The sequence below is a fragment of the Parabacteroides sp. PF5-6 genome, assembly GCF_029504695.1.
Lineage (GTDB): Bacteria > Bacteroidota > Bacteroidia > Bacteroidales > Tannerellaceae > QVMG01.
Genome location: NZ_JAQFIN010000014.1, coordinates 21992 through 36092, shown reverse-complemented (window position 1 = coordinate 36092; position 14101 = coordinate 21992). Strand labels below are relative to the sequence as shown.

The window sequence follows — 14101 nt, the reverse complement described above, 5'->3', positions numbered from 1 at the left end:
TCACACCCCCCTTCCACCTTTCACCCGGCCGCCAGATCCCTGTATTGATCAGCGTTTCGGGTGAAGGCTTGGGAAAGGATGGAGGCTTACCGAAAAAGGCCGGCAGGATTTTCCAAAAGGCCGCCGGAGTTTTGCAAAAGGCCGGCAGGGTTTTCTAAAAGGCCGGCGGAGTTTTTGGGGAAGCCTCCAGCTGTGTCGTTTTTTAAGGGATTCCTTCACCCAAAACGCTGATCAATACAGGGATCTCGGTGAAGGGGTGAAAGGTGAAGACGGGGGTGAAAATTTTTATGTGGTAAACTACCGGTACTTTGCGCGCAAACTACTAATATTTTGTCGCCAAACTACCGGTAGTTGGTGCGCAAACTACCGGTAGTTTCTGAAGAGAATATTAACATCTCATTTTCAACAGTTTAGAAATCCATCATTATTCGGGATCACCCCGTATTATTGTGGAGAAGTTCCTACTTGATGATAATAGAATACGCAGATGACGCAGACTAAAGCGCAGATGGTCACAGATAAATATTTAATTCATAATAAATTATCTGCGTAGATCTGCGCTTTAGTCTGCGTCATCTGCGTGCCATAATACCCACTCGAATTTCGAATCCACAACTTTTGCTTTACGCTTCGCTAAGCGACCTTCGGTTCGGGGTGATCCCTTTATTCGTCACTTCACAGGTCGTGGGAACTAAAAAAAGCGTTGAAAGCACTAACTTTCAACGCTTCAATTTATACTATCGGAATAATAGCGGAACGGACGGGACTCATTAAGTACTGCAACCCACACCTCAATATCAACGTTTTAATCTTTATTTTTGCTGCAAGGTGAACACTTTAGGAGTACAAATATATTCCTGTTTGTCACCGCTTTGGCCTCTCTTGGCCGCACATAATTTACACTGCAAAGGATGTGAATTTTATTTCATATTTTCAACTATCTCTATTAAATCAAGTTTTATATCATCCCAATCCTTTTCTAAAAGGCATATAGGGTCAGGCATCTCATCCGCAACAGAGAAATCTATGAAATTACGGAGAAGTTCAGTTGCATTGTGTTCCCATTCGTGTCTCTTTTCATGCAGATCAATCATTTCGGAAAGCGAATAAATTCCGAGAAGGTAATGCAAATCCCAAAAGTCTTTTTTTCGTCCTCCACGAGAAACGACATTCATTTTCATTGCTACAATATCATCAACAGATGCCATCCGTATTCCATCAAGTATCTCTACTTCTCCAATAAAGGGATCAGTGTACATCAAATCAACTTTGACATAATCATCTTTGGAGTTTCCTATGTAATAGCTGCGTCCCATACCCACAATAGAGCCTTTATCCTTGCAATCATAATAGGGAAATTGAGAGCGCAGATAATTTTCAAAAGAAGCAAAATCGAGACTTCTATATGCTGAATCAGTAAAAAGATCAATGTCAACAGAAAGACGGTGCCCATACCGAAGGCTTAGATTTGTACCGCCAACAAGTCGGAACGGAATAAAAAGAGGTTCATTCATTAACTGTTGAAGAACCTTTTTCAAAAGCAGAGTAACGGTTTTGTATTGTAATCCTGTTTCTTCCATATTCATTTGGTATATGCCCGGATACGGTATGAATTTGTTGGCTTATAATTGTCAATCTCCGAAGGCTGAATTCCATAGAAACGAATAATCTCTTCTTTCTCTGCCTCATTTCCCCTTTCAAAAACTCTTTGAATAACAGCTTTACGGTAACGTCCCCAATCTATCTTTTCAAAATCGGTGTCCCAGAATAACATCTTCCGAATATTGGGAACTCCCGTTACAGAAGCACTTGCCTCTTTACGTTTATATTCTGCAACGTTATAATAGGCTTGTAACGCAAGAAGAAATCCTTCTTCAAAATCCAATGCCCGTTCAATCTTTATGGAAAGTTCTGTAGTGAGAGGTCTGCGTCCAGTAATAACAGCATTTATAGATTGGTTATGTTCTCCTATATTTCGGGCAAACGCACGTTGGCTAAGATTGAGTTTCTTCAACCTTCGATCAATAATTTTCCCCGGATGAATACCCTTATATGTATTTAGATTATGCTTCATCTCCTATCTTTTTCACAAAGATACGAAATGCAAACGAATTTGTTTGCATTTTCTAGTAATATTTTCAGGAAGTATTATTTCACCGAATAATCTATTGAGGTTTACCTTTCGATTAGGACAATATATATAGAAAAAGAGGGCGTACCTTTCGATACGCCCTCTTTACTTCTTTTCGTCGCCTCTTGTCGTAGGCTTTTGCGGAACGGACGGGACTCGAACCCGCGACCCCCTGCGTGACAGGCAGGTATTCTAACCAGCTGAACTACCGCTCCAGTTTTGTTGTTTCGCTTTTCCGCTGAAATGCTCTGCAAAGATACGTGGTTTATTGGATTGCACAATAGTTTGGGAGAAAAAATGAAAAGAGAAAGATAAATTTCCGATATTTGCACCGCACTAAATAAATCAATCATGAAACAGACACCAATAGATTTTCAGAGCGCCAAAAGGGTGATTGAAGGGTACGGACTGCCCGATTTCGGAAAAGCAACGATCCGTGAAGTCGTGGCCATTTCTTCTCAGTTGGAAGAAGAAACGGGGACGGAATTTATCCACATGGAAATGGGGGTTCCCGGACTGCCTGCCGCACAAGTGGGCGTAGATGCCGAGATCCAAGCGCTGCAAAAAGGTATTGCTTCGATCTATCCCAATATCAATGGTATTCCGGAAGTAAAACAGGAAGCCTCCCGCTTTATCAAGGCATTTATAAATATCGATGTGGCGCCCGAAGGTTGCGTTCCGGTCACCGGATCCATGCAAGGGACGTATGCTTCTTTCCTGACCTCGACCCAGTGTACGGCCGGCAAGGATACGATTCTGTTTATCGATCCGGGATTTCCTGTGCAGAAACAACAGATCGCGGTGATCGGCAGCAAATATGAGTCGTTCGATGTCTATGAATACCGCGGCGAGAAGCTCCGGGGAAAACTGGAAGGGCTATTGGCCAAAGGCAATATCGCGGCTTTGGTTTATTCCAACCCGAACAACCCGGCCTGGTTTTGCCTGACGGATGAGGAACTGAAGATCATTGGCGAACTGGCCAACCAATACGATACGATAGTGATTGAAGACCTGGCGTATTTCGCCATGGACTTCCGCAAAGAACTGGGTACGCCGTTCCAACCGCCTTATCAGCCGAGCGTAGCCAACTATACAGATCATTATATCCTGCAGATCTCCGGCTCCAAAGCATTCAGTTATGCTGGTCAACGCATCGGGGTTACGGCGATTTCCAATAAATTGTATCACCGGGCCTACGAAGGTTTGACCCAGCGTTATGGCGGCGGAACCTTCGGAACGGTTTATATTCATCGCGTTTTGTATGCCTTGTCTTCGGGAACCAGCCATTCGGCACAGTATGCCCTGGCAGCGATGTTCAAAGCGGCAGCCGATGGGTCTTTCCACTTCCTTTCGATCGTTAAAGAATATGGCAGACGGGCGGAGAAATTAAAGAAGATCTTCACCAAATACGGCTTCACAATCGTGTACGACCAGGACTTGGACGAACCCATTGCCGACGGCTTCTATTTTACAATCGCTTACCCGGGAATGAAAGGGGGAGAATTAATGGAAGAGTTGATTTACTATGGGATCAGCGCCATCTCTTTGAGTACGACCGGCAGTAACCAGGAAGGCTTACGGGCGTGTACTTCTTTTATCAAGGATCATCAATACGCTTTATTGGAAGAACGCCTGGCGCTTTTTGCGGAAAACAGAATGAAATGAACGTTTGAAGTAGCGAGTGCAGAAGCCGTGCTTGCATGGATTATGCCGAGTCAAGCCAAACGACTAATTTTAATGAACGGAAAGATAAACAAGGGGAGCAATTCTCCGTAACGTTTATTAACAATAATTACTGCTGTACCCGGTTGTTTTTTCGGTAAAATCCTTTATATTGTCCCTGTTTAATAACCCGTTATATTAATCAGGGACAATGGGATCCGAAAGAAATATATTTAAAATTACGCACAACAACCTGTTTCCATCCCAAGGGAGTATCTTGATTTCAGAACCTTCGCTTCAGGATCTGTACTTCCAACGATCTGTTGTTTTATTGGTGGACCACAATGCAAAAGGGTCCATGGGGTTTGTTTTAAACAAAAAAACCGACCTTTTCGTGAATGATTTTTTCCCTGAACTGGAAAAAAGCCCTCTGATGCCGATCTATTTGGGAGGACCGGTAAGCCCTAACCGCTTGTTTTTCATTCATTCCTTAGGAGATACGATTATTCCGAATGCTAAGCCTGTGGAGCATTCGCTCTTCTTCGACGGTAGCTTTGACGCTTTGAAGAAATACATCCTGAGTGGGCATTCGATTGAAGGGAAAGTTAAATTCTTCCTGGGCTATTCCGGTTGGGACGGAGGCCAGCTCAGTCATGAGATCGATGGAGAATCGTGGGTGGTCAGCACGAATAATAGCGAGAGCATCCTCTGTGCCGAAGGTGATTCGTATTGGAAGACCTCGTTAGCCCGCCTGGGCCAGCGCTACCGGACATGGATCAATTTCCCGAAAGATCCTTTGATGAATTGAAAAACAACTGCATCACTAATACATCCTGAAAGCTTTCGCCATCGACCAACCAGTCGGTGAGCTTGCCTGTGACCGTATATCCACAACGGGCATACAGCGCATGGCTGGCTTTGTTCTCCACCGGCACATGCGCATACAACTGATGCAGTTTCAGGAAAGAAAAAGCATATTCACTTAAGAGCAACAAAGCGTCGGTCGCTATGCCATTGCCCCAATACGCCCGTTCCAACAGGATACCTGTTCCGGCCCGGCGATGGTGCGGATCGAAGTCGAAGAGATCGATCAAGCCGACTGCCTGTCCGGTCGCATTCAGTTCGATGATCAGGCGCAATTGCTTCAGGTCATAAATGTCGCGGTGCGACTCTGCGATGTATTGTTTCAATACATAACGCGAATAGGGCGCTAAGGTATGCCCTACGTTCCACACGGACGTATCGTTCTCCAAGCGGTACAATAGCTCGAGGTCTTCCGGTTCGAGCGCGCGCAAACGGATATGTTCATTCTGTAGTAAAATCATACGTTATTTATCTCCCGGAGAGATCAACACTCCATTTTCTTTTTGGTAAATATGATAAATCGCTTTCTTATTCACCAGCTTATCCATAAAGAGCAACATCTGCTCAAAGCGTACATCCGGATAACAAAAAGCATAGTCGGTAAAGCCTTTCATCTGATTCTTCCGGCAGATCGCATCCATCACCCGTTCTTCCGACAGATCCCAATGATTGACATATTCAAGGTCGGGCATCTGTTTTACACAGGCTTTTTTCACCATTTCAAACTGTTCTTCCCGGCAGAGAACCAATAAACGGCGGTGTTTCACCTTCTGCTTCCGCCGGCTTTTGTCTTTCGAAGAGCCGAAAAGCGAAGCGAAAAGCACCTTTACAGCGATGCCGATCCGGATCAGTCCCCGCATCAGAAAGCCCGAACGGGGGTAATACTTCCGGTAGAAGATCAGCATTGCGTTGTAAAAAGCCTTGATATATTTGGTATCGTTATGCCGGGTCGACTCACCTTTATAATGCAATAAACGCTCCGGAACGTAATAATTGGTGAAACCGCCCTGCTTGATCCGGTAGGAAAGGTCGATATCTTCGCCGTACATAAAGAAATCTTCGTCCAACAACCCGACTTTCTGTAACGCCTCCTGGCGCATCAACAGAAAAGCGCCCGAGAGCACATCGACCGTATGCTGCTTGTCGGGATGCAGATAAGGCAAGCTATAGCGCGAAAAGGTGCGCGAGCCCGGGAAGAGTTTCGACAAACCAAACAGTTTGCAGAACGAAACCCAGGGCGTCGGAAATGCCCGTTTACTTTCCGGCAGAAAAACACCGTTGCCATTGATCATCTTCACGCCCACCCCACCGGCATCCGGATGTTCGTCCATAAAATAGCATAAGGTACGGATACTCTCCTCGCCCACTACCGTATCGGGATTCAGTAGCAGGATGTATTCGCCCTTCGCCTGCCGGATCGCCTGGTTGTTGGCACGGGCAAAACCCGGATTATCCGTATTGGCAATAAAGTTCACCTGCGGGAACAGGGGCCGGAGATAGTTCAAGGATCCGTCGGTCGAATGGTTATCGACCACAAAGACCTCGACATCCAATCCGGCAACAGCCGCCTCGACCGAACGCAGGCACTGCTCCAGGAAATACTTCACATTATAATTGACAATGACAACCGATAATTTGTATGTGTACATAAGTCGTAGAGATTACATTTTGACTGAATCGGAGAAACGCGTACGGTTCAGGATCGAACGGCCCAAAGTCACCTCATCGGCATATTCCAGTTCGTCGCCGATCGAAACGCCCCGGGCAATCACCGTCACCTGCACATCCAGGCCCGTCAGTTTGCGATGGATAAAAAAGTTAGTCATATCGCCATCCATGGTCGTACTCAGGGCAAGGATCACTTCGTCTACTTCGCCGGCTTTTACGCGGTCGACCAGGCTTTCGATCTGCAGATCGCCCGGACCGATCCCTTCGATAGGCGAGATCCGTCCGCCCAGCACATGATAAAGCCCATTGAACTGCCCCGTATTCTCGATCGCCATCACCTCTTTGATGCTCTCGACCACGCAAACCACCGAACGGTTACGCTGCGGATTGGCACAGATCAGACAAAGATCATGGTCGGAGATATTATGGCAGACGCGGCAATACTTCACGTCCGTACGAAGCGCCGTCAGCGCAGCGGTAAAGTTCTCGACATACGAAGCGTCTCTTTTCAACATATAAAGCGCCAGACGAAGCGCTGTCTTCCGTCCGATACCGGGCAACGAAGACAGCTCATTCACTGCATTTTCCAATAAGGTGGATGGATATCTTTGGTTCATTCTATTTTCGATTTCATTTATGGAATCAAAGATAGAGAAATTAAATGGCAAATGAATAAAAAAAACGGATAGCTGAATGGTTGAGGGGGGCTCAACCATCAGCATACCGTTAGGAACGTATTTAAAACGGGTGTTAGTGTCGATTTGTTTTACTGTATGTTCGTTATCCTAAAATCCGTATTCAAATCCCTCATCTCCGGATTCATCCCGCGAATCAATAGGGTGAGGCTTTGTCGGTTCAGTTCGGCCAACAGCAACTTATGCGCCAGGCCGTCGAGGACATTCGTAAACTGCCGATAATAGAGCAATCTCTTTTGCTTATTGTCGTTGAGCAATTGAGGCAGGTCTATCGCCGCCCCGATATGGAATTGCGAGGGAGGTTCGCACTCCCGGGCAATATATACCCAACAATAACCGGCAGGTGACAAAGGATCGTTTAATCTCATAACAGTTAAAATCACTTACAGTCTCTAAATCCTGAAGCGAAAGTATAGGATCTGAAACAATTGGCTGTTCCAAATCTGCAAAACCTTGCACCAAATCTGCAACAATCTGGCATTCAGCAGGGTTTCGGAAAGAGAATTAAGCGGTATTAATCTTTATCAAACGGCGATATTCGTCGGGCGACAGGCCGTATTGTTTGCGGAACAGGCGATGAAACGTGTTGCGCGACCCGAAACCCGAGTCGATCGCAATGCCTTCGATCGTGTAATTTTCGGTATCGTGTGCCAATAGTTCACGGGAGTAATTCAGGCGTAAGCCGGTGATAAATTCGGCAAAGGTTTTGCCGTAGTTTTTATGGATGGTTTCACGCAGGTATTCTTCATTGGTATTGAGTTGTTCCGCTAACGTTTTACGGTTGAGCGAAGGGTTGGTGAACACCTCTTTATCTTCGACCAGGCATTTGAGGCGTTCCAATAGTTCATCTTCCGCGGGCGAACCGTCTTCATCGGGCACAGTCGACGGATCGTTCAGAAGCACATGGTATTTCCGCAACTCGCGGGTTTGCTTTTCCAATTCTTCCGCCATACGGTCTTGCTCCTGGATACGGCTGACCAATCCGACATTCTTCAATTTCAATCGATGTGAATAGAAGATCCAGGCCGAGAGCAGGCAGAACAACAGGATACAGCCGATAGCAACACCGATAAGATAACTCCGGTTACGTTGTTTCTCCATCGATAGTTTTTCCTTTTCCAGGGTAAGACGGTCCACTTCATATACGGAACGCAACTCATCCAAGCGGTCATTGATCGCCACCTGGTTCATCGCATCTTTGCGGCGGATATAATCTTCAAGCACGACAACCGCTTCGGCATCGCGCCCCACCTGTGTCAACAGATAGGCATTGTTGCGGATCACACTGATCAGCATGCGTTCGTTCTCCACCTTCTCCATGATACGCTGACAGGTATCGATCAACGCCAGCCCCTCCTGATAATTGTCCTGATTGATATGCAACCGGAGCAGGCTATAGAGATATTCGGCTTTCACCGTGTCGGGCAACGAATCGATATAGGCCGCGATCCGATCGAAATACCGCCGGGCATTATCGAACTGCTCCATCCGGGAGTAGGTTTCGGCATAAATAATATCGATATAGAAGCGGCTGGTCAGATCGGGCGCTCCGAGTCGTTTTTCCTTTTCGGCATGGAGGGCTTCCCACTCGGGCATGGTTTCAAAGAATTCGTCATACTTTTCCTGGCTACGCAAAGAGATACAGAGGTTGGAATAACTCTCGATCTGATCGTTCAGGTTGTCGGCCAATTTGAATTCCGCGATGGCCTGACGCAAGAAAGGCTCTGCCTCGTCGGGACGCCGTTGCTGGATATACCGGTTGCCGATGATATTGGCGGTGGTGGCTATTCCGTAATGGCTGTTTATCTCACTGCTGAAGGCATACATCTCCTGGGCCTGCTCCAAAGCTTGTTCCTGCTTGAGGAAATAACCGGAATAAAAGGCAAACATATAAAAATAATCATCCCAGAGTTTATGGTCGTAGGCAAACTTCATAAACGACGGATAGAGCGCCATAAAAGCCTCTTCGTTCAGGCTATACGCGTAAATCACCATGCGCTTCTTGATGGCCAAACTCTCTGCGGCAGCATTCTTTTGCCGTTTGGCCTCACGCGCAAAAGCGTCAAAGACCTGAAGGCAGAATGTCGTATCGGGGTAATTATGTAACAGATGGCTCAATTCGGTATAAACCGCCAGTTTCTTCTCGCCTTCCAAGGCAGGCAACATCCGGTAAAGGGAATCGACCTTCCCGGCCACCGGTGATTGGGCATAAATGAAAACAGGCAGTAACGAAAGAAAGACGATCAGGGCAAGTAATCGCTTAGTAGAGAATGTAATAACGCTCATTTCAGACAGGGTAATTTGTTTTCCGGGTGTAAATATACAAGTTTGAAAATAAACTTCCAGTAGTTTGCGAATAAAATACCAGTAGTTTGTCGACAAAATATTAGTAGTTTGTGCGCAAACTACTGGTAGTTTATTTTCAGGGTATTTATCGCTTAAAGTTTGATCCGATAAACAGAGAAACTGAAAGGCTTCAAACGCAATTGCCAGTCCGCGGCGTCGATCTCGACATCGCTCTTTACCGGAACGATCTGATCCGGATCGGCTATCGTGTTTTTCGCTTCCATCTCCGTGGAGTGCAATAAGGAAAGGGTTCCCCGATGTTTACCGGTCAGCCCGTTGATATTCATCTTAACCCGACGATGTGCCATACCTGTATTCGCGACTTTGACGATCAGTTCGTTGGTTTTCTTATCCAAAGCAGCCGTGGCATAGAGGTCTTTTTGGCCTGTCAACGGCTGATTGTCCATAGTCAAGGAAAGCACATGCGTTCCCGGGTTGGTGGCATACATCTGTTGCACATAGTAATTCGGGGTGCGTACGACCGAATGGTTATCAAACCAGATCAGGTCGGGACGCCATTGCCAGGCATCGACATGAGCAAAGAGCGGCGCGTAGGTGGCCAAGGTAACCACATCAGCATTGCGCTCCATACCGGTCATAAAGGCCGCTTCGCAAAGCGCGGTCAGGAAACTATTCTCCCGGTTATTGGGGTGACAGGCATATTCGCCGGCAAAGACTTTCGGACCATTGCGGTCGTAAGAGTCATAACGGGCAGCACTGCCGAGGAACCATTCGGGCGTACGGTAGAAATGTTCATCCACCAGATCCACCTCGAGCCGTTTCATCTCCGGCCACAAGTGATCAAAAGCTTCCCCTTCGGAACCCGGACCCGATCCACCAACAATCAGAATTTCCGGATGTTTCTCACGCAGTTGTTTCACGAAAGGCTCCAGGCGCTCGATATAGAGTTCGCCCCATTGCTCGTTACCGATCGCCAGATACTTCATATTAAAAGGCTCAGGATGTCCCATCTCCGCACGGATCTTCCCCCATTTCGAGGTAGCCGGGCCATTGGCAAACTCAATCAGATCCAAGGCATCGTCGATAAACGGTTGCAGTTTGTCGACCGGACAGTTTTCGTTCGGATCATGATTCTCATACTGACAAGCCAGTCCGCAACTCAATACCGGAAGCGGCTCAGCATCCAGGTCTTCACACAACAGGAAATACTCATAGAAGCCCAGGCCATACGACTGATAGTAATCGTTGAACTTCTTATAGTGGAAGGTATAGTTCCAGCGATTGATATTGATCGGCCGGTTCTCTACCGCTCCAATCGAATGTTTCCATTGGTAACGGGTACCCAGGTCATTACCTTCTACGATACAGCCGCCCGGAAAGCGGAAAACACCCGGTTTCAGGTCTTTCAATGCCTGCACCAGATCGGCACGCAGGCCATTCTTACGGTTATTATAGGTCTTTTGCGGGAAAAGAGAGATATGCTCCAGATCCACGGTGCCTTTCGTCTCCATCACCAGGCGGAAAGTAGCTTTCAACGCTGAGCGGTTCGGAGTCAGCGTCACACTGTATTTCGTCCAGTTCTTCCCTTTCACCTCTACTTTTTTCTCTTCGAAAAGGTCATTCGCCTCGTTTACCAGATGGAAACGCAGCGTGATCGGATCGTTTGTCACCGTACGGGCATAGAAAGTCAGGTCGTACTTCTCCCCTTCTTCTACCCCTATTCCGCGGAAGCCTTCATTATCCAAGCCGGTAAAAGTCAACTCCTTCTGATAAGAAAGACGGGCATAATGCGGATTACGGTCGAAGATCGGATTCTTGGTCTGAATCGTTACGTTACCATAAGGCGTCCAACCCGTGAAAGGATGTTCGAACTCAAACGAACGGTTCTTGATTAATTCGCCATACAAACCGCCATCGGCTCCGAAATTGATGTCTTCAAAGAAAACGCCATACATGTCGGGCGAAATCTCAGCCCCTACCTTATTTACATCTAATGCAAATTGATACACTTCTGTACCCGGAACAGGTAATACAGTTTTTTGCGCCAGTAAGCCGGCAGCTCCCATGACTAAAAGAAAGAGAGATGTGGCTTTTCGAATACTTTTTCTCATATAAAAGTGCTTTTCAGTGAATAAATAACTATTTAGTCGCAAATATACACTAATAACTTTCTATTCGGGTGGATAAAAAGCATTTTAATCGTGTACAAAAGTTAAACCATGCTATAGAACATATTTTGATTGAAATTTTAATACCGAGAAGTCTGTACTTTTACACGCAATTTGGATCATAAAGTTATAGTGTAAATGAAAAAAGACAATACCCTGTCGGGCTTGCAAATAAAGGATTTCGAGAAGCTCGTCGATGGAAAAAAGACAACTCTCTGTGTATTAACAAATGAACAAGGTTGTGAAGTCACAATTACCAATTACGGTGCTAAAATAGTTTCCCTTATGGTCCCTGACCGGAACGGGAAAATGGTGGACGTGGTTACGGGCCATCAAAACATGGACGATTATCTGAAATCGGAAGAACCTTATTTCGGTGCGATCTGTGGAAGATATGGCAACCGGATTGCCAACGGCAAATTCACCTTAGACGGGGTAGTTTACGATAAACTGGCCATCAATAACGGCCCGAACAACCTGCATGGCGGGATCAAAGGCTTCAATGCCGTAGTCTGGGATATGGAGCAAATAGACGAACAGACCGTAGTCCTGACCTACACCTCCGCCGACGGCGAAGAAGGTTTCCCCGGTACGCTGAAGACCACCCTGCGTTATTTCCTTTCGGACGATAACGAAGTGTGCCTCCAATACGAAGCAACCACCGACAAACCGACCGTACTCAATCTGACCAACCACTCCTACTTCAATCTCTCCGGAGCCGGCGATCCGTATATCGGCGATCATCTGTTGGAAATCAATGCCGACTATTATCTGCCGACCGACAATACGGCTATTCCTTACGGCCCGAAAGAAAAGGTTGAAGGCACGCCGATGGATTTCCGCACGCCGCATGAAGTGGGCGCCCGCATCAATGACAGCTTTGAGCAATTGATCTTCGGCAAAGGCTACGATCATACCTATATATTAAATAAGGAAGAAGGAGTAGACGGCTTAGCGACACGTAGCGCCCGCTGTTCTTCGCCCAAAACAGGCATTGTTCTCGAACTTTTCACCACCGAACCGGGCGTACAACTGTATACCGGCAACTGGATGACCGGCAATTTCGAAGGCAAGAGTGGACAGCGTTATCCCGAACGGGCAGCATTATGTCTGGAAACACAGCATTTCCCCGACAGTCCGAACAAACCGGAATACCCGACCACCGTATTGCGTCCGGGAGAAATATTCAAAAGCACCACCCTATTTTCTTTCAACATTGAGAAGTAAATTCAAAGAAATAAATCTATCTACTAATAACTAAAAACATTATTTTATGACACAACAAAAACAACAAAACGGTAGCATCATTGCTATTATCACGATGATGTTCCTTTTTGCGATGATTTCATTTGTTACAAATCTCGCAGCTCCTATCGGAGTAATATGGAAAAACCAACCGGGTATTGAAGGATCGAACTTCCTCGGTATGATGGGTAACATGATGAACTTTGCCGCTTATCTGTTTATGGGTATCCCGGCGGGTAGACTTTTATTGAAAATCGGTTACAAGAAAACTGCTTTATTAGCCATCGCAGTTGGTTTACTGGGTGTATTCACGCAGTTCTTATCCGGAAAAGTGGGCGTTGACTCTCAACTGTTCGGTCTGCCTGCTAACTTCTTCCTTTATCTGCTGGGTGCATTTATCGCCGGTTTCTCTGTCTGTATGCTCAATACAGTAGTTAACCCGATGTTGAACCTGCTCGGTGGCGGGGGTAACAAAGGTAACCAATTGATCCAGATTGGTGGAACATGTAACTCATTGACCGGTACATTGACTCCAATGTTCGTCGGTGCATTGATCGGTGAAGTAACGAAAGACACAGCGATGTCCGACGTGAACCTGGTACTCTATATCGCGATGGCTGTATTTGCTGTTGCCTTCCTGATCCTGGCTATGGTTCCTATCGTCGATCCGGATGCCGACAAGAAGAAAGGCAATATCGTGTACGAAAGAAGCCCTTGGGCTTTCCGTCACTTCGTATTGGGAACGATCGCCATCTTCGTTTATGTAGGTGTTGAAGTAGGTATCCCCGGTACATTGAACTTCTTCCTTGCCGACCCGAACGCAGCAGGCTTGGGTGCTACCGTTGCCGGTTTCGTTGCCGGAACATACTGGTTCCTGATGCTTTGCGGACGCTTCCTGGGAAGTATGATCGGAGGTAAAGTGTCCAGCAAGGTGATGTTGATGTCTGCTTCCGGTTTAGGTATCGCCCTGATCGTAGGTGCAATGATTTCACCGATCACTACAACTGTTTCTATGCCGGTATTTACAGGCTCAGGCTTCGCGATGCAATTGGTTCCGCTGAGCGCCTTGTTGCTCGTTCTTTGCGGGTTGTGTACTTCCATCATGTGGGGTAGCATCTTCAACCTGGCAACTGAAGGACTGGGTAAATATACTGCAGCCGGTTCAGGTATCTTTATGATGATGGTTGTCGGTGGGGGTATCCTGCCGTTGATCCAGAACTGGGTAGCTGATATTTCTACTTATATGGTTTCTTACCTTGTTCCGATCGCCGGTCTGGCTTATATGCTGTACTACGCACTTATCGGTAGCAAAAATGTAAACAAAGACATTTCAGTTGACTAATCCAACAGAAGGTATATAT

The 14101-nt window shown here is 46.5% G+C and carries 12 protein-coding genes and 1 tRNA gene; 4 read left to right on the top strand and 9 right to left on the bottom strand.

The window, feature by feature from the left end:
* Nucleotides 1-920 precede the first annotated feature (920 nt).
* The 3 genes from M2133_RS13555 to M2133_RS13545 form a co-directional block, all read right to left on the bottom strand.
* Entirely contained in the window at nt 921-1580 is a 660-nt protein-coding gene (locus M2133_RS13555; RefSeq protein ID WP_277466718.1) for a nucleotidyl transferase AbiEii/AbiGii toxin family protein, read from the bottom strand.
* A gap of 2 nt (nt 1581-1582) precedes the next feature.
* Nucleotides 1583-2074: a HigA family addiction module antitoxin gene (locus M2133_RS13550; protein ID WP_277466717.1), complete on the bottom strand. Its 492-nt coding sequence runs from the start codon at nt 2072-2074 to the stop codon at nt 1583-1585.
* 198 nt (nt 2075-2272) lie between these two features.
* Nucleotides 2273-2346: transfer RNA gene (locus M2133_RS13545), tRNA-Asp, on the bottom strand.
* Between the two features lie 136 nt (nt 2347-2482).
* On the opposite strand from M2133_RS13545, the gene M2133_RS13540 reads away from it, so the two are divergent.
* Both M2133_RS13540 and M2133_RS13535 read left to right on the top strand, forming a co-directional pair.
* Nucleotides 2483-3796, top strand: coding sequence for a pyridoxal phosphate-dependent aminotransferase (locus M2133_RS13540; RefSeq protein ID WP_277466716.1), 1314 nt, complete (start codon nt 2483-2485; stop codon nt 3794-3796).
* 208 nt (nt 3797-4004) lie between these two features.
* Complete coding sequence (locus tag M2133_RS13535) at nt 4005-4601, top strand: YqgE/AlgH family protein (protein ID WP_277466715.1); 597 nt, start codon at nt 4005-4007, stop codon at nt 4599-4601.
* Here the strand turns inward: M2133_RS13535 and M2133_RS13530 are convergent.
* The 6 genes from M2133_RS13530 to M2133_RS13505 all read right to left on the bottom strand — a co-directional run bounded on the left by M2133_RS13530 (nt 4570) and on the right by M2133_RS13505 (nt 11438).
* Nucleotides 4570-5118 carry a GNAT family protein gene (locus M2133_RS13530; RefSeq protein WP_277466714.1) on the bottom strand — a complete coding sequence of 183 codons (549 nt, stop codon included), beginning with the start codon at nt 5116-5118 and terminating at the stop codon, nt 4570-4572. The genes M2133_RS13535 and M2133_RS13530 overlap by 32 nt on opposite strands.
* A 3-nt stretch (nt 5119-5121) precedes the next feature.
* Nucleotides 5122-6306 carry a glycosyltransferase family 2 protein gene (locus M2133_RS13525; protein ID WP_277466713.1) on the bottom strand — a complete coding sequence of 395 codons (1185 nt, stop codon included), beginning with the start codon at nt 6304-6306 and terminating at the stop codon, nt 5122-5124.
* 12 nt (nt 6307-6318) lie between these two features.
* Complete coding sequence (gene recR / locus M2133_RS13520) at nt 6319-6942, bottom strand: recombination mediator RecR (RefSeq protein WP_277466712.1); 624 nt, start codon at nt 6940-6942, stop codon at nt 6319-6321.
* Between the two features lie 149 nt (nt 6943-7091).
* Nucleotides 7092-7388 (bottom strand): hypothetical protein, encoded by a 297-nt coding sequence (locus tag M2133_RS13515; protein ID WP_277466711.1) that lies wholly within the window; start codon nt 7386-7388, stop codon nt 7092-7094.
* A gap of 136 nt (nt 7389-7524) precedes the next feature.
* Nucleotides 7525-9306 (bottom strand): helix-turn-helix domain-containing protein, encoded by a 1782-nt coding sequence (locus M2133_RS13510; RefSeq protein ID WP_277466710.1) that lies wholly within the window; start codon nt 9304-9306, stop codon nt 7525-7527.
* Nucleotides 9307-9458: 152 nt separating this feature from the next.
* Nucleotides 9459-11438 carry an alpha-L-arabinofuranosidase C-terminal domain-containing protein gene (locus M2133_RS13505; protein WP_277466709.1) on the bottom strand — a complete coding sequence of 660 codons (1980 nt, stop codon included), beginning with the start codon at nt 11436-11438 and terminating at the stop codon, nt 9459-9461.
* A 195-nt stretch (nt 11439-11633) separates the two neighbouring features.
* Here M2133_RS13505 and M2133_RS13500 point away from each other — a divergent pair, with 195 nt between their 5' ends.
* Nucleotides 11634-12722, top strand: a complete 1089-nt coding sequence (locus tag M2133_RS13500) for an aldose epimerase family protein (RefSeq protein ID WP_277466708.1) — start codon at nt 11634-11636, stop codon at nt 12720-12722.
* A 46-nt stretch (nt 12723-12768) separates the two neighbouring features.
* Nucleotides 12769-14082 (top strand): MFS transporter, encoded by a 1314-nt coding sequence (locus tag M2133_RS13495; protein WP_277466707.1) that lies wholly within the window; start codon nt 12769-12771, stop codon nt 14080-14082.
* Nucleotides 14083-14101 lie beyond the last annotated feature (19 nt).